This window comes from Rhodopirellula halodulae (assembly GCF_020966775.1).
GTDB classification, from domain to species: domain Bacteria; phylum Planctomycetota; class Planctomycetia; order Pirellulales; family Pirellulaceae; genus Rhodopirellula; species Rhodopirellula halodulae.
In genome coordinates, this window is record NZ_JAJKFV010000016.1 from 1 (window position 1) to 23,201 (window position 23,201).

At 56.4% G+C, this 23,201-nt stretch carries 15 protein-coding genes and 1 tRNA gene; 5 read left to right on the top strand and 11 right to left on the bottom strand.

Annotated elements, in window-relative coordinates; all coding sequences use genetic code 11:
* Nucleotides 1-392 precede the first annotated feature (392 nt).
* The 3 genes from LOC70_RS12460 to LOC70_RS12470 form a co-directional block, all read right to left on the bottom strand.
* On the bottom strand, nucleotides 393-1,274 hold the full coding sequence (locus LOC70_RS12460) for a hypothetical protein (protein ID WP_230253911.1): 882 nt from the start codon (nucleotides 1,272-1,274) through the stop codon (nucleotides 393-395).
* A 414-nt stretch (nucleotides 1,275-1,688) separates the two neighbouring features.
* On the bottom strand, nucleotides 1,689-5,471 hold the full coding sequence (locus LOC70_RS12465) for a secretin N-terminal domain-containing protein (protein ID WP_230253912.1): 3,783 nt from the start codon (nucleotides 5,469-5,471) through the stop codon (nucleotides 1,689-1,691).
* 251 nt (nucleotides 5,472-5,722) lie between these two features.
* Nucleotides 5,723-5,808 (bottom strand) — tRNA-Leu (locus LOC70_RS12470).
* Between the two features lie 86 nt (nucleotides 5,809-5,894).
* Between LOC70_RS12470 and LOC70_RS12475 the strand changes: the two genes are divergently transcribed.
* On the top strand, nucleotides 5,895-7,388 hold the full coding sequence (locus tag LOC70_RS12475) for an alanine racemase (protein WP_230253913.1): 1,494 nt from the start codon (nucleotides 5,895-5,897) through the stop codon (nucleotides 7,386-7,388).
* 135 nt (nucleotides 7,389-7,523) lie between these two features.
* Here LOC70_RS12475 and LOC70_RS12480 read toward each other — a convergent pair whose 3' ends face one another.
* Nucleotides 7,524-8,774, bottom strand: a complete 1,251-nt coding sequence (locus LOC70_RS12480) for a hypothetical protein (RefSeq protein WP_230253914.1) — start codon at nucleotides 8,772-8,774, stop codon at nucleotides 7,524-7,526.
* A gap of 190 nt (nucleotides 8,775-8,964) precedes the next feature.
* Between LOC70_RS12480 and LOC70_RS12485 the strand changes: the two genes are divergently transcribed.
* Together LOC70_RS12485 and LOC70_RS12490 are read left to right on the top strand one after the other, a co-directional pair.
* Nucleotides 8,965-10,149 carry an aldose 1-epimerase family protein gene (locus tag LOC70_RS12485; RefSeq protein ID WP_230253915.1) on the top strand — a complete coding sequence of 395 codons (1,185 nt, stop codon included), beginning with the start codon at nucleotides 8,965-8,967 and terminating at the stop codon, nucleotides 10,147-10,149.
* Nucleotides 10,142-12,055, top strand: a complete 1,914-nt coding sequence (locus LOC70_RS12490; RefSeq protein ID WP_230253916.1) for a serine/threonine protein kinase — start codon at nucleotides 10,142-10,144, stop codon at nucleotides 12,053-12,055. The genes LOC70_RS12485 and LOC70_RS12490 overlap by 8 nt, the downstream gene beginning before the upstream one ends.
* Before the next feature lie 241 nt (nucleotides 12,056-12,296).
* On the opposite strand, the gene LOC70_RS12495 is transcribed toward LOC70_RS12490, so the two are convergent.
* The 4 genes from LOC70_RS12495 to LOC70_RS12510 form a co-directional block, all read right to left on the bottom strand.
* Nucleotides 12,297-12,503, bottom strand: coding sequence for a hypothetical protein (locus LOC70_RS12495; protein WP_230253917.1), 207 nt, complete (start codon nucleotides 12,501-12,503; stop codon nucleotides 12,297-12,299).
* Between the two features lie 119 nt (nucleotides 12,504-12,622).
* On the bottom strand, nucleotides 12,623-12,829 hold the full coding sequence (locus tag LOC70_RS12500; protein WP_230253918.1) for a hypothetical protein: 207 nt from the start codon (nucleotides 12,827-12,829) through the stop codon (nucleotides 12,623-12,625).
* Between the two features lie 119 nt (nucleotides 12,830-12,948).
* On the bottom strand, nucleotides 12,949-14,307 hold the full coding sequence (locus tag LOC70_RS12505) for a hypothetical protein (RefSeq protein ID WP_230253919.1): 1,359 nt from the start codon (nucleotides 14,305-14,307) through the stop codon (nucleotides 12,949-12,951).
* Nucleotides 14,304-15,626 (bottom strand): B12-binding domain-containing radical SAM protein, encoded by a 1,323-nt coding sequence (locus tag LOC70_RS12510; RefSeq protein ID WP_230253920.1) that lies wholly within the window; start codon nucleotides 15,624-15,626, stop codon nucleotides 14,304-14,306. The genes LOC70_RS12505 and LOC70_RS12510 overlap by 4 nt, the downstream gene beginning before the upstream one ends.
* Before the next feature lie 182 nt (nucleotides 15,627-15,808).
* Here LOC70_RS12510 and LOC70_RS12515 point away from each other — a divergent pair, with 182 nt between their 5' ends.
* Nucleotides 15,809-16,585 carry an SGNH/GDSL hydrolase family protein gene (locus LOC70_RS12515; protein ID WP_230253921.1) on the top strand — a complete coding sequence of 259 codons (777 nt, stop codon included), beginning with the start codon at nucleotides 15,809-15,811 and terminating at the stop codon, nucleotides 16,583-16,585.
* Nucleotides 16,586-16,645: 60 nt separating this feature from the next.
* On the opposite strand, the gene LOC70_RS12520 is transcribed toward LOC70_RS12515, so the two are convergent.
* From LOC70_RS12520 to LOC70_RS12530, 3 genes are all read right to left on the bottom strand, one after another.
* Nucleotides 16,646-17,329: a YdcF family protein gene (locus tag LOC70_RS12520; RefSeq protein ID WP_230253922.1), complete on the bottom strand. Its 684-nt coding sequence runs from the start codon at nucleotides 17,327-17,329 to the stop codon at nucleotides 16,646-16,648.
* 704 nt (nucleotides 17,330-18,033) lie between these two features.
* Nucleotides 18,034-18,207: a hypothetical protein gene (locus LOC70_RS12525; RefSeq protein ID WP_230253923.1), complete on the bottom strand. Its 174-nt coding sequence runs from the start codon at nucleotides 18,205-18,207 to the stop codon at nucleotides 18,034-18,036.
* Nucleotides 18,208-18,302: 95 nt separating this feature from the next.
* On the bottom strand, nucleotides 18,303-19,562 hold the full coding sequence (locus LOC70_RS12530; protein ID WP_230253924.1) for a DUF1559 domain-containing protein: 1,260 nt from the start codon (nucleotides 19,560-19,562) through the stop codon (nucleotides 18,303-18,305).
* A gap of 644 nt (nucleotides 19,563-20,206) precedes the next feature.
* Between LOC70_RS12530 and LOC70_RS12535 the strand changes: the two genes are divergently transcribed.
* Nucleotides 20,207-23,188 (top strand): FG-GAP-like repeat-containing protein, encoded by a 2,982-nt coding sequence (locus LOC70_RS12535; protein ID WP_230253925.1) that lies wholly within the window; start codon nucleotides 20,207-20,209, stop codon nucleotides 23,186-23,188.
* The last annotated feature ends 13 nt before the right edge of the window (nucleotides 23,189-23,201 follow it).

Here is a 23,201-nt window from a genome sequence, read left to right on the forward strand (position 1 = left end):
ACAATTCTACGACATACTTCCTTGATGTACCTGGCATCTCTGATCCTCCTGTACGAGATGCCGAGAGCATACAAAAAGCATGACAATTAGAGATAGAGCAACTAGTAGGTCAGGTCTCACCTGACGCACCGACCGATGCTTTGGAACAAAGCGAGGCGTCCAAGATTCTAACACGTTAGTAGTCGGCCGGGATGGTGGTATTGGCTGGCATTTTACCATCGTCAGGCGTGGCCTGACCTACGGTTGCGTGTCGCCGGCAGTAGGTCAGGTCTCACCTGACGCACCGGCCGATGCTTTGGAACAAAGCGAGGCGTCCAAGGTCCCAACACGTTAGTAGTCGGCCGGGATGGTGGTATTGGTTGGCGTTTTACCATCGTCAGGCGTGGCCTGACCTACTGGTTGAGGCGGGTGGAGGCGGGCAACACTTGTGGTTTACCGGGTTGCTCCGCAATCGACTCATTCGTGGATCGCGAATTCTCCGGCGCATCGGATTGGTTCACCATGGCAATGTCCAACGCCTTGGATTGGTTGCGAACAATGTTCCAGGTGGAATTGGTTTGCGTTGGCGTGTCACCTGCACGTGTCGGCGTGGTGGGACGCGAAATTGTGGTGGTCGTCAGGCCACTGGTAGGCGTTGTGTTGCCGGCCGCGGCTTGTTTCCAGGCACGGAAATCAGGCGAATAGCGGCGGGCCAAATCCATTTCCTCGTCGCCTTTGGATCCGGGCAACAAGACCGTGGTTGGTTGCCCCTGCAACATCTTGCCTTCTTCCGTGCGGAAGGAGGCGACCAGCGAGACTTGGCTTTGCTCGCCACCGATTGCGTCCCATGGCACCCAGATGCTGTACGACGCACCCACGTCCGATTGGCTGAAGTGACTGGTCAATTGCTCGGGAGTGAACTCAAAACGCTTCACCGCGCCCTTGGGATCGGTCGCCCCTTCATCAAAACCATGAATGACAAGCGTTCCATCAACTGGCACCGCGCGAGACTTTTCGTCGTAGAAGAAAATGCGTCCACCGAACCCTCGCGTAGGGACTCGACCAACCTGTGTCAACGATTCGGTCGACCAAACCGCAGCCAACTTAGCTGGGTTCGGATAAGGCTCCGGAGCCGTTTCCTTTTTTGCCCATGGCATCCGCTCCATCAGGCTCTTCTTCGGAGCTTCTGAATCCGACTTCGTCATCGACGCACAACCGCCGCTGAGAGTCAAACTGACCAAGCAAGCCCCAAGCGTCACTCGGGATGCATTTTGGGCGCGAGAAATCAATGACATGTCTGGGTCTCTGCATTGAAGGTTGATCACGGCCGCGCCAACACAGTCTGACTGCGTGGGCACATTCGCGATGACACGGTTAAAGTCACCTTGCCGTCGGTCTCAACACTTGCGGGTTGGCTGAGCTGGCGACGATGCGGCGATGTTTTCCCCTCCAAAGGTTGCGGGACCTTTCGACGGGATGGACGTCGGCGATGTCGCCTCAGCCCATGATTTGTTGTCAGACCATTCGCAATTCGGTGAGATGCGGGGGACTCACCAACGACAAATCGTCCAAAGGTTTAATTCTGCTACGTAGGACGGGCACTCTTGCCCGTCATCTCAGTTCCTAAATCGGGCACTCTCACCCGTCGATTCAATGGTCGATGTTTCCAGCGTCAGTCAAAACCGAAGGACGCCGCTCACTGACAAATCTCATTTCGATCGGTTGAAGTTGAACCAGCGTTTCTTGGCCGGTGCAGGCTCATCGGCGGGTTGAGCCGGCGTGCGTGCGGAGACTTGTTTGGCGGGAACCTTCGACGATCCGCTGGTCGAGTTCGGCTCCGTTGTCGCGGGAGTGTTGAACCCGGCACCGGTCACGTTCACGCCCGATCCAGCGGGAAGGCTGTTAGGTGCAGGCAACGCATCGGTGGGAGCCGACATGATCGGTGCTGGCAACTGATCCACGGGCACAGCTGACTGCGGTGCTGGGATCGGTCCGTCCGATCCAATCCAATCGTTGTGAATGATCGACTCGCCGGGATTCAGTGGTATGTCTGACGGAAGTGGTTGTGCCGAACCGGGAATCACCTGTCCTTCGGTCGGGTGAATGACCGCTCCCGACGGCACCATGCCGCCTTTGATGGCGCGTCCACCACCGGGCATATCCGCGGCGGGGAAGACATCAACGGTGGGATGAATATCGGGATAGATCGTGGGTCCGACCGCGGGTCCCCAAAGGCCGTAACCACCGGACAATCCAACATCACCGTGCATTTCAACCACGTCGGCCAAGCACCAGCTCATGCGACTGGATTCGACTTGTTTGACGTATTCCAAGTCCTCGTGACCGGTCACCAAGATTGGCGTCATCACGACCAACAGTTCGCTGCGGGTTTCGATCTCCGAGTCGTATTTGAAGAACGTTCCGAGCACAGGCACTTCCGACAGATACGGCACGCGACGCGTACGATTTTGTCGGAACTTCTGAATCAGACCACCGAAGACAACGGTTTGCCCGTCGAACGCGGTGATTGTTGCCTGGGCTTGAGTTCGGTCGATCGCCGGCACAAAGATCGGCACGTCGTCTTGGAACGAACCGATGATCTGTCCCTCGTTGGGATTGATGTCACTGCGGCTGGCGTCGATGTCCATCACGATCAACCCATCCGAACCCACGCGTGGCGTGACTCGCAAGATGATCCCGATCTCTTCGTCTTCGATACCGATGATCGGTTGCGAAGCCGTCGTTCCATTGCCGCCTGTGAACGACAACTCCGTGGGACGCGGGAAACTTTGACCGACCTGCACGTAACCCTGCGTGTTGTCCGCCGTCATGATTTCAGGACGACTGAGGATTTGCAGACGGTTGGCAACCCGCAAGGTTCGCAAGAACAAGTTGACCGACTCGCTTGCAGCCGAGAACACAAAGCCGCCTGAGTTCAGTCCACTCAATTGGGTCAGCTGACTGGCGGAGGCACCAAAGCTGGTAATGCCCTTTGAGGCCAGATTTTCTTGTCCAAACGAATTGTTGTTGGGCAAGTTGACGCTGGTTCCATTGAAGTTGAAACCGGGATCGGACGCGGGATTTCCGGTCGCCAAGCCGCCTGTTGCAACGCCTCGGTCAAACAGCAAGGAGTCTTGCAAACCGAACTCACCACCGATTTCGAAACCGTCGTCCAGTTGCACTTCGGCAATCAGGGTTTTGATCAAAATCATCGGTGGTCGTCGGTCCAAGCGATCGACCAACTGACGGACTTCTTCGTAGATGCGTGGCGATACGCTGAGCAAGATGCTGTTGGTTTGGCCTTCCGCGACCGCAACGATGTCACGATCGGGCAAGTCCAATGGGCCGAGACCTTGTTGGAATTGAGTGATCACGTTGCGAGACTGCTGGCGTTGCCCCACGTATTCCGTGATGGCGGTGGCGACGTTCAATGCGGATTGGTTCTTGAGCCAAATCACTTCCGTGATGCGTTCCGCAAAACCTTCGCTGTCCAGTCGCAGCAAGATGCTTTCGACGACTTCCAAGTCCTCCGCGGATCCGCTGGCGATGATGCTGTTGGTGCGGATGTCGGTCGAAAAACGAAGCGGCGTCAACGCACTTTCTGAGGCACTCAGTGACGGCAGGTCACCGAGGTTACCTGCACCGACGCTGGTGCCATTGGTCGCCGCATCGTCGCCAAAGAGATTCTGCAAAGCTGTGGTCAATTGCGTCGCATCGCCGTTCTCGACGGTGAACACTTTGACCAGCGAGTCGATGCCAGGCGTTTGGTCCAATTGGCGAATCAGTTCACCGATCAATGCCATGCCCGCGGCCGGAGCTCGCACAACCACCGCGTTGACGTTGCTGTCGGCGGTGATGACGGCATTGGCCAGGACGCCGGAATCCAAGATCGGATTGCCGGGTGAAGCCAGTGCAACGATGGACAAGCTGGACGCTGGTGCGGTGGTGTCACCCGCGATGTTTTCGGGTTCGCCCGAGATGGCGTCTTGCAAGACTTCCACCATGTCTTCCGCGCGAGCGTTCGTCAGTGGGAAGACTTTGATTTCGGAAGTGGAAGGTGTTTTCTGCACGTCGATCTCTTCGATCAAACGTGTGACCTCGGCCAAATCTCGTGGCGAAGCACTGACGATCAACGAATTCGTGCGATAGTCAGCCGTCACGCGAACTCGCACACCCAGGCCGGGGCGATTGTCTTCGTCGCCACCGGGCTGATTCGTGAAGAAACCCTGAATGGTTGCTTCGGCATCGGTCGCCGACGCGTGCTGCAAGCGGAAAACTCGCAAACGATCCGAATCTGGAATGGGTTGATCGATTTTTTCGATCAAGTCATTGATGGCCTCGATGGCTTCTTTGCGGCCGATCAACAGCAATGCGTTGGGAGCATCCAACGCGGTGATGCTGACATCGCCTTGGCGAGCCGAAAGGACGTCTTCGTAGAGCTGCGTCAACAGTGTCGCGACCGCGTTGCTATCGGCGTGCGCCAATTGACGCACTTCGATCTCTGGTTGCGTGAGCTTGCTCTTCTCTTCGATGTCTTTGACGATATCCATCACGCGTTGGATATCTCGTTTGTTGCCTTTGACGATGATCAAACCCGATTCGGGAACGAATTGGATTTCGGGATCACCGATTGGGCCGGCGGGATCTTCGCCGTCCACGTTGGTATCTGCCGCATCGAGATCAGCGGCTCCGTCCGGTGCACCACCCTCGTTTTGAAATGCCGCCGTGCGGAAGTTGGGCTGGGTTCGACTGGATGCTGCTCGGGCTGGCGTTCCACCACGAGTCGGTTCCAACGAACGAAGCAATCGAATGGCACGTTGCACGGAAGCGATCTTTGCGTGTTGCAACATGTACACGCGAGTCTCTTCACCCGGTTTGCCGGGGGCCTGATCGATGGCCTGAATTGTCTTCCGCCATGTGTTGTGCATGAGCGGGTTGGACGTCAACGTGACGGAGTTGGCACGTCGGTCGACGACCACGCGGGTCGAGCTGCCACCGCGATTTTCCATCTTCATCGTGAAGGAAGCTCGCTCGCCATTGCGGCTGGTGGTGACGGGAACGTCTTCGCCAGCCATCGCTCGCAACGCGTCTTCCACCTCGCGCCAAGTGATGTTCACCAAGTGAACCGTGATTGGCCGAGCGGACTGTGGTCCCGCGATTTGCGAAAGGCGATCCGACAGCGTGGCCGCGTCCGCCGCGATTTTGTTTTGCAGGTCAGGCGGAGCCAACACCAGCAATCCACCGCCGGGACGATCGTCTGGCGTGATCGAAACGCCAGGCTGGTCGTGGTACTGCAGGCTCAAACGGGTCGCAACCGACTCGACAACAGCAGTGGGAACATCGAGGTGTTTCAATTGAGGCTGATTCGGACGCTGGGCCGACGCGCCCATCGCGGTCGATGTGGCAATCGCCAAAGCAAGGGCGACACGCTTCGCAGAAGCCAGCTTTCCAGTCCGGTTGCGTTGTTTGAATCGATTGAGCTTGACGGTCACGATGCCACCTTGAGTTCGAATACGACAGCGTCCGAGATTTCTCGTCCACCGGTGCAGAACTTCCCTCTGCACAACCCGTTGCATCGTCACAACCGGACCAATCACTGCAATCAAATTGAGAGGCAGCGTCGGTTGTTACATTTCTGAAGATGAAAAATAGCCGCCAAATTCGAGCACGAAAAAAGCCCCGCGTGTTTCACCGTCTCAAAAGACAGCGACCAACGAGGGGCTTTTTCAAACTTCAATCGTAGTACGGATGAGAGGATTCGAACCTCCACGCCCTTAATCGGGCACTAGATCCTGAGTCTAGCGCGTCTGCCAATTCCGCCACATCCGCGGGCAAAGCGGCAGGATATCGTCTCGACTCAAACTCGACAAGTCTTGCTTTCGCCGGAACTTGCCACGCAGTAGCTTTCTGGAATCATGGTTGCCCGCACAAACGGAACGATTGCCAAAGACCCGCTGGGCGACCGCCCCGAGCGGGCTTCGCAGGTGGAGAGAACTTCACCGAGCGAGGGAGAGACTCTGCGTCAACATTGCCGCGGCATGATGCCTTTGGATGCGATTTGGCCGGACTGGATGATGGAATTGCTTCGTGATGCGGCGAACGAAACGAGCCTCTTGCGCGGCTGGCTGAAGCAATGGGGATCGCCGCTAAACGTGCTGAACGTCGATCCGATGCGGCGGGCCATTCGAGCGATCCAGGATGTTGCCAGCGATCGAGGCTTGCCCGTGCAATTGCATTTTGCTCGGAAGGCAAACAAGTGCCCGGAGTTCGTTCAGGCTGGCTTGGGTGAGGGAATCGGATTCGACGTCGCCAGCGAACCGGAATTGCAACAGACGCTGGAGGTGATGCGAAAAGCGGCAGCAAGCCCGCAACAAGACCGACTGGTTTGCACGGCTTCGATCAAGTCGCATTCGCTGATGCGACTGTGCGTCGAGAACGATGTGGTGCTGGTGATCGACAATCCGGACGAACTGCAAACGTTGCGTGAAACTCTTGAGGCGATGGGCAGTTCGCAAGCCCGCGTGGCGTTGCGTTGGCGTCCTGACAGCGAACAAGCCCCCGCGTTTCAATCTCGCTTTGGGATGCCAATGTCAGCCTGGAGCGACGAAGCCAAACGGATCGCGAGCGAGCAACGAATCAAGCTGGTTGGCGTGCACTTTCACTTTCAACGTTCTCTGTCGCAGTTCGACCCGATTTGGACTCGAACGAGAATTGCAGAAGCGTTGGTCGCCGTCGACCACTTTCGCGAATGGGGGAACGACCTGCGGTGGTTGGACATCGGTGGCGGCTTCCCAATCAATTATCTTCGCAATGCTTCGCAGTGGTCGAACTTTTTGTCGGTCTCTCAAAACGACGATTCGGCAAGACGCCTGACATGGGATGGTCAATTGCTTCGAAACGTCGATCCCATGTGGCAACCGTGGTCCGCGGCGAAGTGGCTGGGAGATGTCCTTCAGTCAGAAACCGTCACCGCCATTCGCAGCCGAGACTTGATCTTGAAGTGCGAACCCGGCAGGAGCCTGCTGGATGGCTGTGGCATGACGCTGGCTGAAGTCGCGTTTGTGAAGCCGTGCTCCGCGAATTCAAACTCGCAAGGTGATCACTGGATTGGATTGCACATGAACAGTTCGCAATGCCGAACGACGCGAGACGAGTTTCTGGTTGACCCCATCGTGCTGCCCATGAATGCAGCCGGGCCGCGTGGGCGAGCGTTGGAAGGATTCTTCGTCGGGGCCTACTGCACGGAGTCGGAGTATCTGTTTCAACGCCGCTTTCAGTTCCCGAATGGAATTGCTCGCGGTGACTTGGTGGCGATTCCCAACACGGCGGCGTATCAAATGCATTTTCAAGAGAGCCAAGCTCATCAAATGCCGCTCGCGAATCATGTGTTCACCGGCAACTTCGTGTGACGATTTTCTTTGAGGGTTCGAGGTTTGGGGCATTTGGTTGCCGGGAGTCAGGCGGGGCCTGACCTACGCGCATGAAAAACGCGAATGGGAATCCATTCGCGTTGGAGTGTTTCGTCGTCGTGGGCGAAGCTTCGCTCAGCTGCCGGCTTTGGGCAAATCGTCGTGAGCGTTGGGGCCGAAGTAACGCAGACCAACCAGTGGCTCGCTGCCCAGGTTTTCGATCTCAACGCCGTTCGTTGCGGCAACGTGGCTGATGAAGACTTCGTCGGTGGTGTTCTCACCAAAGCGGATCATGGCGGGTGTTTGCAGATCCAAATTGCCGATTCGTCCGCGACCTTGAACCGTGATCCAACTGCTGGCTGCGCCGTCTTTCAAAACGCACTTGGCACCCGGAGCAATCGTCAATTCCTTGGCACTGAACAGTTGCTCGCCATCAACCGTTCCGTACACGATCCACAAATCCTCGTACCCGTCGCCGCTGCGTTTCTCATCGCGAACCGGTTCGAGGTAGTTGCTGTTCTTGAAGTGCGTGTCGACGTTCTTGTCCCAGTCCAATTGACCGACGATGAAGTCCAGGTCTTGGTGTTTCTCCTCGGGCATGTCTTTGACCAGCAACGACCATGGCACGTAGCGGCCTTCGACGATCGACTGATACATCCCGAACACATCGCTGCCCCACTGAGGTTCGTAGGTGCAGAGCGAACCCGGTGCATGCAGCACGCCTGGCGGGATCAACCAACCGGTGCCGCGTTTGAGTCGATAAGCGCGGCTGAGATCCAAGATGCCATTGTCGCCCTCGTTCCAGTTCTCCAGACAACGACGAACGTCTTCCGGTTGTGTGCCGGGTTCCAACCCCATGAACGTGTAGGCGAAGTTGTTGTCGACGTTGTTCAACTGAGGTGGGAAGTAATAGCTTTCGGGCTTGCCCTCTTGTCCGACCAGTTCCGCGTCCTCGAACGATTGGTGCATGTGGTGAGGAATGGGGCCCATGTTGTCGAAGAACTTCGAGTACACCGGCCAGCGGTTGTACTTCGAAAAGATTGCTTCGCCGACGATGTCATTGCCACGTTCCGCGACGGCGTCTTTCAACATGAACTTCTTGCCTTCGAACAAGCAGAAGCTTTGACCTTCATGCCACACGCGGCCTTCGTTCGCAGCGTCGGTGGTACTGCCGAACCAACGCTCATCAATCCCGCCGCGATCGGCACCAAAACGGTAGTAGTCCGAAGGATGCAGTTTGATGCGGCGTCCTGGGTGCAGGAACGAACGGGGGACCCAGGTCGGCGTCAATCTCAAGACACCACCATGGGCGTCCATGGCAGAATCGAGGATACTGGAAACGCTGTCGCCCTGAATCAATCCTTCGTCTAACTTCACGGTGCTCATCGGGTGCTCGGTTGGAGATGTTGGCTGAGGTGGGAGGGGGAAATAGGATCACATTAGCATGGAACAATGCCCGTGCACGTTGTTTTTCTCGACATGTTTTAGGCTGACCGCAAGGTCTATACAAGTTCAGACAGCGGGCGGAGAATGCCTTGCTTCGTTCGCCATCCTCGAAATCAATTGGAAGTTCTTCATGGCCACCGAATCCATCGTTGTTCGCGAAGTCGATGACCGTGACCAACGCATTCAGTGGAACTCGAACAGTCCGCTGCACTTGGATTTGTCGACGCGAACCGGTGAATGGACCATCCGCCACGGTTTTTTCCGTGGCGGCGTCAGCGAGGGCGTTGAGATTGTGCGGCTCCAGAACGAACGCTTGCACGTCGACGTTTTGCCAACGCGTGGCATGTCAATTTGGCGATTGGAATGCGACGGTGTGCGGTTTGGTTGGCGGTCACCCGTGGTCGGCCCTGTGAATCCCATTCATGTGCCCGTGGAAGAACCCAGCGGTTTGGGATGGTTGTCCGGGTTCGACGAATTGGTCGTTCGGTGTGGTTTGCACAGCAACGGTGCGCCTCAGCATGATGCCAATGGTCGGCTGGAATTTCCGCTGCACGGGCACATCGCCAACACGCCGGCAGATTCTTTGGCGGTTGAGTTTGATGAGGCCAGCGGACGTCTCGAATTGATTGCTGAAACCGTGGAAACGCGACTTTTCTTCAAACGGTTCCGCATGCGTTCTCGCATTCGCCTTCATGCGGATCGAACGGAAGTCGAGCTGCTCGACGACGTGACCAACGAGTTGGCCACTCCCCAAACAATGCAAATGCTCTACCACGTGAATCTGGGAGCACCGATCTTGGAGGAGAACGCTCGCGTTGTCGCGGCGCTGGACGAACTGGCACCCAAGGACGCTCATTCGGCCGCACAAATGGATCGCTGGGACACGTTTGATGGCCCCACCACCGGCGAAACCGAACGGGTGTACTTTGCTCGCCCCCGCGCAGATGAAACCGGTACCACGCATGCGATGCTGATGTCGGCAGATCAACAACGTGGTTTTGGTGTCAGTTTCAAAACAACGACATTGCCAGCGTTTATCCTATGGAAGAACACGGCGGCTGAATCCGATGGCTACGTCACCGGTCTGGAACCCGCGACCGGATTCCCCAATCGACGTGGGTTCGAAGAACAACAAGGCCGATTGGTGGACATCGACGCTGGTGAAACCAAATCGTTTCGGGTGAAGTTGCATCCTTTGGTGGAAGCGGAATCGGTCGAATCGATGCGGCAAAAAATCGAAACGCTTGCCGCCGAGGGCGAGCCCGCCAGCATTTCACAAGATCCGCGAAACGACTGGACTGATCTCGATGGCTGAACCAGAACATCTGGGGCCTTACCAAATCGAAAGCGTCATTGGACGCGGCGGGATGGGTTCGGTTTATCGGGCTCGGCACGCCAAGAGCGGCGAAGAGGTCGCGGTCAAGCTGATCGCTCAACACGTCGCGGATGACATGCGTTTTCGCCGACGCTTCGACGCCGAAGTCGAAACACTCCGACGACTGCGGCATCCCAACATCGTGCGGCTGATCGGTTACGGCGAAGAATCAGGACAGCTGTTCTACTCCATGGAATTGGTCCGCGGCGAAACGCTGCAAAAGCGAATTCGTGACGTCAAACGATTGGGCTGGTTGCCGACCTTGGATGTTGCTTCGCAAGTCTGCGCGGCATTGAAGCACGCTCATGACATCGGCGTGATTCACCGCGACCTCAAACCGGCGAACTTGATTTTGACGGACGCGGGCGAAGTCAAATTGGTCGACTTCGGCATCGCGAAGCTGTTCGGATTCGGCGAGCAAACGTTGCACGGATCCGTGCTGGGCACCGCCGACTACATGGCGCCCGAGCAAGCCGGCAGTCATGCGATCTCGCCGCGGACGGACCTGTACGCGCTTGGCAGCGTCATGTACGCGATGCTGGCGGGTCGGGCTCCGTTCGCCGGTAAAAAGGTGACTCAGGTGGTCGAAGCGTTGCAGCGTGATCGGCCGGTTCCGTTGGATCTGATCAACCCGGACTTGCCCGCCGAAGTGGTCGAGATCGTTCATCACTTGCTGGAAAAAGACCCGGCTGATCGGCCTCCCACCGCGTTGGCGGTGATGAATCGATTGAAAGCCACCCGAGCTGGTTTGCAACGTGGCCGTACGCTGAACGAATTGACCTCACGAACGCGTTTGGGCGACGACGATGCGACTCCGGGTTTGCCGCCGTCCATCGCGGGCGACTTGGACACCCGCGGGGATCATCAAACCGACGCTTCGCGCGAAATCTCACCGGATCTGCCGACGGACGCCACGGGCGGTGATCATGTCACCGGCCGACGTGTTTTGGCCGCGGAACATGCCAGCAACCTGGCGGAACCTCTGACTGACCCGGGTAAAACGGACACTCGCGAGTCAATGGCCCGCGCGGCGAACGAATCTCAGTCCAAGAAGACTCACTTCCAAACCATTGATTCTTCGAAATCCCTCGGTGGTTATCTTTCGGAACAGCATCGCGCGGAACAAGGTGAATCGAACTGGATTCATTACGCTTCCATCATCGGCATGGTCGTCATCTTGTTAGGCGGCCTCGGATTGTTTGTTTACTCGATTCGCACGCCATCCGCGTCAACGCTGTACGCGTCGTTTGAGAATGCGGAACTCAATGGCACGCTTACCAACGAATTGCCTCGGATGACGCAATTCCTCGAAAACTATCCGGACGACGAACGCATCGAGCAGGTGATGAATTGGCAACGCTTTGCCAAGTTAGAAGCCACCTATCGCCGTTTGAAAGCGCGTTCGCGTTCGGGTGGATCCGAGGTTTTGCCCGCCGCCGAGCAAGCCCTGTTGCAAGCATTGTCGTTACGCAACACCTCCACGACCGACGCAGCCAAACAGCTACAGGCTTGGTTGGATGTGTATTCGATCGAGGTGGATCCTGAGAAGAATGGGATCGTGCTCTCACCCGGTGAGAAGCTGAAACATCGTTTACGAATGCGAGATCTGGAGCAGCTCAAGGTCTTGGTGGAAGACGAGCTGGCTCGATTGAAGTCGGATCCGTCGAGTGTGGAAGCCAACACCGAACGTCAGCAAGCGTTGCAGTTGCGACTGACCACCGCCCGAACGCTTCCCACCGAAAAGCAGCGACGCGTCCTCGAAGGAATCGTTGTTTTGTACAACGAGCAACCTTGGGCAGAGAAGATTGTCAACGAAGCCAAGCAACAGCTCGAGACCCTCCCCTAACAACACCAAACACGTAGGTCAGGCCCCGCCTGACGATGGTGATACGCCGTCACAACCACCAACGCCAAACCACGCTTTCCACCGATCAAACCCAGACCACGCCTCGCTTTGTTCCAAAGCATCGGCCGGGCCGTCAGGTGAGACCTGACCTACACGCAGGAGCGCATCAATCAACCGTAGGTCAGGCCGTGCCTGACGATGGTGATACGCCGTCACAACCCACAACGCCAAACCACGCTTTTCACCCATCAAATCCGAACCACTCCTCGCTTTGTTCCAAAGCATCGGTCGGGCCGTCAGGTGAGACCTGACCTACGCGAAGGGACGCATCAATCAACCGTAGGTCAGGCCATGCCTGACGATGGTAAAACGCCGCCACAACCACCAACGCCAAACCACGCTTTCCACCGATCAAATCCGGGCCACGCCTCGCTTTGTTCCAAAGCATCGGTCGGGCCGTCAGGTGAGACCTGACCTACACGCGGGGACGCATCAATCAACCGTAGGTCAGGCCATGCCTGACGATGGTGAAACGCCGTCACACCCACCAACGCCAAACCACGCTTTTCACCCATCAAATCCGAACCACGCCTCGCTTTGTTCCAAAGCATCGGTCGGGCTGTCAGGTGAGACCTGACCTACGCGAAGGGACGCATCAATCAACCGTAGGTCAGGCCATGCCTGACGATGGTAAAACGCCGTCACAACCACCAACGCCAAACCACGCTTTCCACCGATCAAACCCAGACCACGCCTCGCTTTGTTCCAAAGCATCGGCCGGGCCGTCAGGTGAGACCTGACCTACGCGAAGGGACGCATCAATCAACCGTAGGTCAGGCCCCGCCTGACGATGGTGATACGCCGATGCACTCACCAAACCAAAGCCACGCGTGTCAGCGAGCAACTCCCGTGAACTCCTCGCTTGGTTCCAAAGCATCGCCCGAACCATCAGGCGAAACCTGATCGTCGGTGGGGAACTCGAGCACTTCCTCATCGTTGTACACGGCCATCTCGTGTGCCATCTCGATCGCTTCGATCAATTCCGCCCGATGCTGCCGGGTATCGGCGTCGCCCGGATCGAGCTTCTGAACTTCTCGGAGAGTTGCAAGCATCTCTTCCAACACTTCAACCCCCAAATAATTCATGTGTCGTCGGATGTAAGACAGGTTGGCGGAACCTTGATACCAATTCGATTGACGCAAAGCGATCTCGTCAGCTTGCACCAGCAATCGATCGACAATCCAAGGCTCAGCCGACTCGTTTTGCAACGCCTTCGCGATCGCTGAAATCTCAGGCAATCCGTCTCCGCGTTCCGGGTACTTCGGAGGCGGATCCCACACCATCGGGAATGCTTTTGCCCCGAGACGTTGCATTTGTTGGATCGCCGCGTCGATTTTCCCTGCTCTCAAAAGCTGGTCCACCTCGGCGGCTTGGTAAAGGTTCGGTTGGAACGCAATTGCAGCGGCACAGAGCACCACACACGCGATTGCCGGCCATGCCCAAACCAAACGTTGCACCGGAGCGGCGTCAAAACCCACTTGCTGCCAAGCTTCTGGTTTTCGTTTGGCCAGCGTGACGCCGACAATCGCGATGAGTAACGAAGGCAAAAACCCATAAAAGCAAAGTCCGCCGACGAATTCCTGGTAATCCAAAAGCGTTTGCTGAGTCTCAGTCAACCGAACACCGCCCATCAGCGAAACCATCGACAGTGTTTTGGAGAGGACCGCCACGAAGGCAATCACCATGCAAGGTGTGACGATCCACGCCAAGGCTTGCCAAAAACGAACTCCAAATTGAACACTCACCACACGGCTGAACAGCAACACACGCCAGATCGAAACGATCGACAAAAGAGTCAGATTGAAATTCAAAGCGGTCAGTTCATCCGTCATCGTTTCAATTGGGATCGCATAAAGCCATGCGAGAGGCGCGGTCATCCAGTAACCCGAAAGAAACATCCGAAGGTCAACCCACCACGAGGCGGACCTGCGTCCAGCCATGCCAAGGCAAGAACTGACGACGACAAAGAGAATCCCACAAAACACCAACGAAGCCGCAAATGGTCCGAGCAGATCGGTAGGCTGGTGCAGCCAACTGACCGCATCGTATTCGCGAGCCATCGCTGCCGTTGCCACCAACAAACCACCCAGCAACAACGACCAGCGTGACTGCAAGACTCGCAGAATGGAGTCTCGCGAACCGACCAGGAACAACGCGGGATCACGAAATCGAAGGGACGCAGTGTCACTCATGGGGAAACCTTCCGCCGCGGTCGTTTGGATCGAATGGATTTTTGAATTTGGTCGCGTCGCGATTGAGCTTCGGGCCGATAGACGCGTCCCACCAATTCGTCGAACGAATCCTGTAGCTGGACGACCGTCATTTGATCGGGTTGATACACGACATCGAACAGGGTGTATCGTGAAAAGTCACCGGGTAGCAATCGCCCCGCTTTGAGAAGCGATTGGTAGAGGCTGGTACCGGGAAACGGTGTTTGAAGCGTTAGCTGAACTTCGCCCAAAGGAGCCTCGTCCAAAAAGTCACCGAGACGTTCGATTGACGCCGGTGTTTCTCCTTCGGCTCCAACGATGAAGCAACCGTTGACGACAATGCCCGCGTCTTGAATGGCCAAGACCGCCTCCATCATGCGATCCCAGTCGGCGGTTTTGGCTCCCATGCCGGGGTAGCGAAAAACGTTCGATTCCAAACCGACCAGAATCTGCCGACAACCGCTTTCTGCAATCTGGCGTAGCAACTTCGGACGCAGAGCAATCCGCCAATCGGACTCGGTGAACCATCGAGCTCCGTGCCGCCGCAAAGCATCCAGCATCCAACTGTGATCGCGATTGCTCGCAAACGTGTTGTCGTCGGCAAGTTCGATCCACGGTCGAGATTGACGCGTGGTGATCGCGGCAAGTTCACGTTCAAACAATGCATCCGGTTTGACGCGGGCCGGACCAAGCAAGCGACTGGCGGCGCAGAACGAACACGACCAGGGGCAACCACGCATCGATTGGACGGTGTAGCGTGGCGGTGCGTGATCGCCCAACAAGTCCCAACGTGGCATCGGCGAATCGGAAAGCGAATAGTGGCCGCAGGATTGATACTCCGGCTGCATCCGATCACCTCGAAAATCGATTAGCAATCGTTCGAACGAGGGTTCTCCGTCGCCGCGGACCACCACATCGAAATGAGGCTGGCAATGATCAGGAGCCGCCGTCGCATGCAAACCACCGATGATGGTTGTGATCCCGCGTTTGCGAAGTCGCTCGCTCAACCGACAAGCTCGATCTGCTGACGGCGTGAGGGCGGAGAATGCGACCAAGTCAGGCTGGCCATTTTCACTTGCCCCGTGTTCACCCGCACTGAGTATTTGGTCCACCGCGGTCGACTCTTCAGCGATGCCATCATCCAGCACCAATTCCACCTCCCAATCGTCAGGCACCAATCCGGCGAGGGTGAGCAAACCCAAGGGTGGTAATTGGGAGAGCGCCGTCGCACGGCGCGCTAATCCTGGCAGACGCAACCCACGTTCGAGCAACGCATCGTGTCCCACCCGAAGCCCGCTCATGGAAACCAATGTGATTTTTGGGCGTGGCAAAAGCGACTCCGGCGGTTCGTAGGCATGTTCTCAATGGACGCATCGATGACACGCAGAATTGCGTGGAAACTGCATCACCAGAAACGTCGGTTGAATCGCTTCATGTTAAACTACTCGCGTCATCCCCATGCACCTTCCTCCTGAGACCATCCATGTTCTGTTCACCGCGTCGGCTGCTTCGTGTCTTGTGCGTTTGTTTGGGTGTGGAGTTGGCGTGTGGGTTATCCGGAAACATGCTGCTCGCGCAAGAAGCGACGACGCAAAAACAATTTTTGATCCCAGAGACCAACGAAGGCATGGCGGGCGAAGGTCCTGTCCGTCGTTACGATTGGATGAAGCAGGTGTGGCAACGGCGACGAGCAACGTTTCGTTCTCGCCAAGAGCAAGACCGCCATGCGATTGTGTTCTTAGGCGACTCCATCACGCAGGGCTGGGGCGATGATTTTCGCGGATCGTTGGGAGACCGCCACGTTGCCAACCGTGGAATCAGTGGCGACACCACACGTGGCATGCTGTATCGGTTGGAAGAAGATGTGTTGAGCCTGGACCCGAAAGCAGTAGTGATGCTGATGGGAACCAACGATTTGGAGGAGCACGCCGAACCGAAGACCGTTGCCGGAAATGTTCGTTTGATTCTTGACGAGTTGCACAAGCACAACGCCGACATGCCGATCGTGCTGTGTTTGGTGATGCCAAGCAGCGAAACGAAGGCTCGTCCGGCGAAGAAGATCAAAACGTTGAACTCAATGCTGACTGAGATCGCTGAAGAAGCCGACCATGTGCACCTGGTCGATACCTGGACACCATTTGCCAACGAAAACGGTGATGCGAAGGTGGAGGAGTTCCCAGACCTGCTGCATCCCAACGAAGCGGGATACGCCAAATGGAAGGCAGCATTGGAGCCAACGCTGAAACAGCTCGGCCTCTGAAGCAAATCACCGCGAGGCAACGTGTCAGCAACGCAAAGTGTGCAGCAAGCGTTTCCCCGCTCACTGCCCCGCCAGTTTTGCGATCGTTTCTTTTAGCATCTTGCCGACATCGACAAGATTCTCCGCTCCGGGAACTAAGTCCGATGCAAGCCACGGTTTTTCGTTCGCTTTTGCGCGGAAGGCACACGGAAGTGGTTCCAAATCCAATTGATGGCGTCTGGACAGACGCATCGCCCGCGGCATGTGAAAAGCACTGGTGATCAGACCGATCGTTCGCGAGTCGGATGAAGATTCGCTTGCTTCCCAAAGAGCGGACAAGGCACTCGGTGGGGTCTGAATCAGATCCGCGAGCGATTCCATTTCAGCCTGTGTGTTGACGCCTTCGATCGAGAAAATGATCCCGTCCGGAACCCCCAGTGACCTCAACAGCGTCCGAGATTGTTTGGTGGGAGGCTCGTAGCCGTCCGTGGCGGAACCAGTGACGATGATCGATCGCGTTGCCCCCGCATGGTAGGCCTGGGCAGCCGAAATGACGCGTTCACCATCACTGCCCAATTCATAAAATCCAGGTGCGACCGCGTAGGATCCACCACCCAAAACCACAACGGCGTCAAACGGTGTCTCCAGCTTTCTCTGTTCGATTGCCGCGTGAGGATCCAACCTCAGTGGTGTCTCCACCGACCGACTGGCCCAATTGGCAAACGATCCATTGGCTACAACTCCCCACGCAAGAAAAAGCAACAACGCCCCGAGCGGTTTCCAACCAGATATCGTCCCGCGTCGGTAAGCGCGCAGCCGAGAGGTTGTGAATGCGAGGAGTCCTAGCCAGACCAAACCCACGGGCTGAATCAGCGCGGTGCCACACCGCATTCCTGCAACAAAACCTTGTTGAAACCAGGTCACCGCGACCAAGCCCCCAACCAAGGCGGCCGGAACCGCGAGTGGAAGTAGGAATTGCACGCAATATGCGAGACCATTTGGCGTTCGCTTTGAAGTCGATGAAGAATTCGTTGAGGAGCGGGATGAGGATTCGTCAGACACGTCGAGGCCAACCGGGCGTAGGAAGCGATTGATCCGTTGGAAACAGACCGAGGACAATCAGGATATTAATTGCTCTCGGTAGGCAACGTCACCGGCGGGCTCGCGCCCGTTCCGCTACAGCAATCAATCTTTCAGTAGGTCAGGCCCCGCCTGACGCTACCACCAAAACCATGCCACCTCACCGGACCTCGCCAAACTCCGTTCATCAAAAATCAACGATTCACCGTTCGTCAAATTCGGTGAACTCTCACCAGAGGGCTCGCGCCCGTTCCGCTACGAGCAATCATCCTCCCAGTAGGTCAGGCCCCGCCTGACGCTTCGACGTTCACACCAAACAGACATAAAAAAACCGCACGACAAAAACATCGTGCGGAGTTTGGATAGGCAGGTTGCTGCGATCAGCGAGACTATCGTTTGTTCGCTTCGGCCTGGGCTTCCTTCATCGCGTCTTCCATGGCTCCGGAAGGAGTTTCGTAGGCGCTCAGATCTTCAGGGGAAACGACCTTTTCCGTCTTCGCTTCGCCGCAACCAACGACGAAAAGAGAAGCGAGGAAAAGACCGGCAAGGGTCGACTTATACATAGGAGGTTCCTTTGGAATGAAAAAGCCACCGCCGAGGAAAATCCATCGGCGGAGACAGGAGAGATGCTCGAAACTAAATCGATCAAGAACTCAAATCAGAATTCTTCGTCGATCACTTCTTTGGCTGCACGAGTCCCCAAAGCACCCCACAAACCGTAAGGGCTCTGTGCACCTGGGCGGTTGATGCCCGTGCCGTCCCAAATGACTGGAGGAGCTTCTTGGTTGCCGGCTTCGATCGAGTCGGTGATGAACTTGACCGCACCGTCGCCCATCAGCATGTGCACACCACCTTGGTGACGACTACTTGGTGCCACGTTACCGCCATCACGCTCTGGGAACCAATCGCCCGTTTGGAAAACACAAACTGGCGAGTTGGGAGGATTGACGGTGGTGACCATCGACTGGGTTGGGTAACCGCTGTGCCAACGGAATCCACGTCCGTATCGCAACGTCCAACCGGTCGCATTGTTGGCACTGAGGTCAGTGGTGTCTAAGTAGAACTGAGGACGCTGTGGGTCCACGTACGCTTGCTGGAAGTTCACATCCGTTTTGCATTCCGCGTAGTTCGCAGCATTGGTGCGGTTATCAAGGTCGCCCAAGTCTGTCGCCAATTCACCTGCGGCGATGGTGTTGGACAAACCATCCAGCACGTCGCGGAAGCGAGTGGCGGTACGACCGATAAAGAAACCACGAGTCGCAGCAGGCGAACGTTCAGCAGGCCAGCCGCGACGAGCCGTCAGGTTCCATTCCCACGTGCCTTGAGTCATGTAATCGAACGCGTCGCCCATGCAGGCACCGTAGTTCGTTCGGCCGCGAGCAGGCGCTCCCTTTCCAGGGTCGCTGGGGCAGCGGAACCCGGGAACTTCGGTCAACCAAGGATCATAGTTGTTGCCCGCGTCACTGTCGGCAGCGTAACCGAACGCGGGGACGTCGATATTTCCATCGCCGTTGTTGTCACGAGGGTTGGCGATTTGTTCCCACAAGCCTTGCTGCTCGATGAAGGGAAGAATGCCGACAAGGAAGCTGTTGGTTCCCATCGCATTGCGATCTGGGTTGCCGCTGTTCCACGCGCTGCCGGCTGGCTCCTGGCTGTGCAACCAAACGCCTGCCCGGTGAGGACCAGACATTTGAGTTGGCAACATGTTGTAGGCCGAGTGGTAGTTATGCAGGGCCAAACCGATCTGCTTGAAATTGTTGCTGCAGCTCATGCGACGAGCTGCTTCGCGAGCGGCTTGCACGGCGGGCAGAAGCAGCCCAACGAGAACGCCGATGATCGCGATCACCACCAACAATTCGACAAGCGTGAAACCGCTTTGCCGCTGGGGGTGAGTCAGACGGATACGAGAGTGTGTCATCTGATTTCCTCAAAAGGACGGATAAGAAACAAAGAAATTGCCGCAATGCAAATTTGAACGCGGCGTGTACCTAATCGTACCCGTTTCCCGAAGAACTGAAGGGCGAATAACACGCCCCCACGACACCCTGGAGAGCACCAACGTGTCATTAATGGGTGAATCGCTCCATCCCAGTTGAGTGGCTCCGTATCAATTTGAAGCAAAGATGAATTTTGGGTTCAAATATATATATTCAATGTCTATGCAATTCAGACGACGCAACCACACCGCAAACTGCGAATGAAACCGGTCCCAAAACACCTATTTACTTTGCATGTAAAGTCAATTTACGTAAGACGTGAACTCACATGGTGGCACAACGAAAAGCGACACGCTCAGAACGAGCAACGTCGACCACGATTCGCCAGTTAGATATTTTGTCACACCCGAGCACGCAGCGTTGCATTCTGCGACGAGTCATTTTGTCTTTCATTCGACGCTCGAAATTGGACTGAAAATTTTCCGAAATTTTTCTCGATTCCCTCTGAACCAAGTGTCGCTCTCGAGGTTGGCTAGCCAAAGTCTTCAGCGATACGTTGAAGGCTTCAGCATTCGCGGGTGGTGTTGGCGCCTGCGTGATGACAACATGAATTCATCACAGCCTCATGATCGGAATCAACGGTTTTCAAGCGGGGACATCGGTGGAGCCATTTCGACGCGCTGAACAAAACTGGATTTGGCAGATCACATGGATCCTTCTGTCGGTTGGATTCGTTGCCGGTTGTCGACCAGACACCAATTCGGAGCCGCCACGCGAGACATTCGCGACGCAGCCCACAATCTCAAACAGTCAACCGGAGAAGCCCTCACGAGAAACGGGTCAGCCAAATCCTTCTGCCAAGGAAACTCCGCATGACGAATGGACACGCTTGCAAACCGCGGTGGCCGTTGCCGATGCGAATCGGTTGGCTGAACGGCAAGTGCGATCCGGAACCGCAAGCGTGGATCAATCGCTGTCGCTGTTGACTCGCAATCGAGCCTTTCCTCCAGCCAGTTGGAGTCGTCCAGGCTTGACCACCCGTTCCCAAGCGATGTGGCACTTTGACCGCAGGGAATATGACGCCGCCCTGAGGTGTGCCTTTCGATCAGTGGACTCAGACTCCAACAGCTCAGCCACCGCTGGACCGCAGGATTCTCAAATCGACACCGATTCAGCCGAGTGGCAAGCTTTTCACGGGCGTTTGCTGGCGGAGGCTCAACGACTGGACGAGTTGCCAGCATGGTTGGAAGCATGCGACGACGAGACTCGGCGACACGCACACTTCTGGGCGGCTCTTGGGATTTGGTTAGGCAGCCACCAAAAACACCGTGCGGCAGTCGGAGCTTCTCTGCAAGCGATTCGAATGGACCCGACGGACCAGCTCACGGTGCAACGAGTTGGCAATTGGCTGCATGCGTTGGACCAAGAAAACGAAGCCGAACTGTTCTACCGACGAGCCCGAGCAATCGCCGAAACCATCGCCTTGCGCGACCAATGGCATCAGCTACAGGAGGTACCTCAGTCTCCAAAACCAAAACGATTGGCCGACAGCCAGACATTCCAAGTCGCGGATTTGCTTGCCAAGCAATTGATGGAAGCGGGGCGTCCCTTCGAATCCTTTCAGTGGACCCTGCATCAATTGGATGTTGCCGAAAGTATCCTCAGAGTGTCGACGCAATCGATGCAGAAACGTCGTTTGGTCTTGCAGAAAATGAACGCCCTCTCCCAAACGCCTGACATCGCGGCGATCCTGGCGGAGGAGCACATCTTGCAAATGCAACCGAGCGAGTTTCCGTTTCAACCGGACTTGCGAGAGGTGCTCGCAGCCTCCGTTGCCAACCACTCTTCCGAACACAACGACGACTTGCAGGAGATCAATATGGACGCTTCGTCGATCAAACTCCAAGACGTCGCGGGAGAAGTCGGGTTGCAATTTCGATTCTGGCCACGAGAACATCGTTCACGAACCTCAAACGCTTTCGCAGATGACCTGACGTTGCCAACCGAATCCTTGCGAATGCACGAGGCGTTGGGATCCGGAATCGGCGTGTTGGATTTCGATCGGGACGGCTGGCCTGATTTGGTGTTCGGACAAGGTGATTGCGATCCACCCAACCTCGTTTCGACGTCCAGCGATCAACTGTTCCGAAACCTGGGCGGGACGTTTCGCAACGAGACTCAGCACGCCGGCTATCTCAACCGAAGGTACGCTTTTGGTGTCGCGGTGGGAGACATCAACCAAGACGGCTTCGACGATCTGTTCATCGCGAATCTTGGCGTGAACGTTCTGTTGATCAACAACGCCGATGGAACCTTCCGGGAAAGCACGTCGAACCTCGGCGATCAAAGCGTGCCCGGGTTCGAGGGGGCCTTCACGACTTCCGCAGCGATTGCTGATTTGAATGGCGACGGGTTGCCTGATTTGTTCGAAGCCAATTACGTCGAACGCGAAGGATTGATGCAGCGATTGCCGCCCGATGAAAATGGCCGCGTGCCGCAAAAGACTCCGCGTAGCTTGTTCGCGGAGCCCGACCGAGTTTGGTTGCAAAAGGGTTCGGGAGGCTGGCGTGTGCAAACCATCGGAAGCGATGTGGCCCGGCCCGGAACATCGTTGGGGTTGATCATCGGAAACTTGACTCGCGAAGGATCGGCCGAGCCGGACAAACAATTCGACATGCCCCAGGTCAACGAAGTGTTGGTGGGCAATGACGCTCGCCCGAATCACTTTCTACGTCGATCCAAAGAAATGACGACTTGGTCCGAGAGCGCGACCGTTGCGGGACTGGCCAACAATGTGGAAGGCTTGCCCACCGCTTGCATGGGAATCGCTGCCGCCGATTTCGATCAGAACGGCGGCTTGGATTTTTTCATTACCAACTTTTCGACTGAATCTGTTTCGCTATTCCTCAAGAACAATTCGGGGGCTTACACCGATCAATGCGTTCGCAAAGGTTTGTCGTCGGCGACGCGGCCGATGGTCGGTTTCGGGTGCAAGGCAATGGACCTGAATCGCGACGGTTGGCTGGATGTTTGTTTGGTCAACGGACACATCGACGACCTGCCCGGTGAAGACTACAAGATGCCGCCGCAGTGCTTTTTGGGTCGAGGCAAGGAGGCATCCACCGACACGTCCGATCCTGCCAATCGAACGCTGCTCGATTTTGTCCCAGCGATACCGAACGACCCGAATGGCTACTGGACCACGCCCGCCTTGGGACGCGTGATGGCGCGAGTCGACTACAACCGCGACGGTCGTTCTGATTTGGTTGTCAATCACTTGGACAAAGACGTGGCTCTGCTTCGCAACGACAGCGAAGGCGAGGGGCATTCCATTCGCCTCGATCTGATCGGCACAATTTCAGAACGCGATGCGATTGGGGCTCGGGTTGAGGTGCAAACCGACGCAGGCAAACGATTCGCCGATGTTGTTGCTGGTGATGGTTACATGTGCACCGACGAGTCCGTCGTGGAGATTCCATTGGGGCTCGCCAATCCAGAGACGGTGACCGTTCATTGGCCGTCCGGGTCCATTCAACAGTTTGCATGGGACAATGAATGGACCGGTCGTCTGATGACGATCGTCGAGGGCCAATCGTTTTGGTGGTGATCGAGGGTGAGCC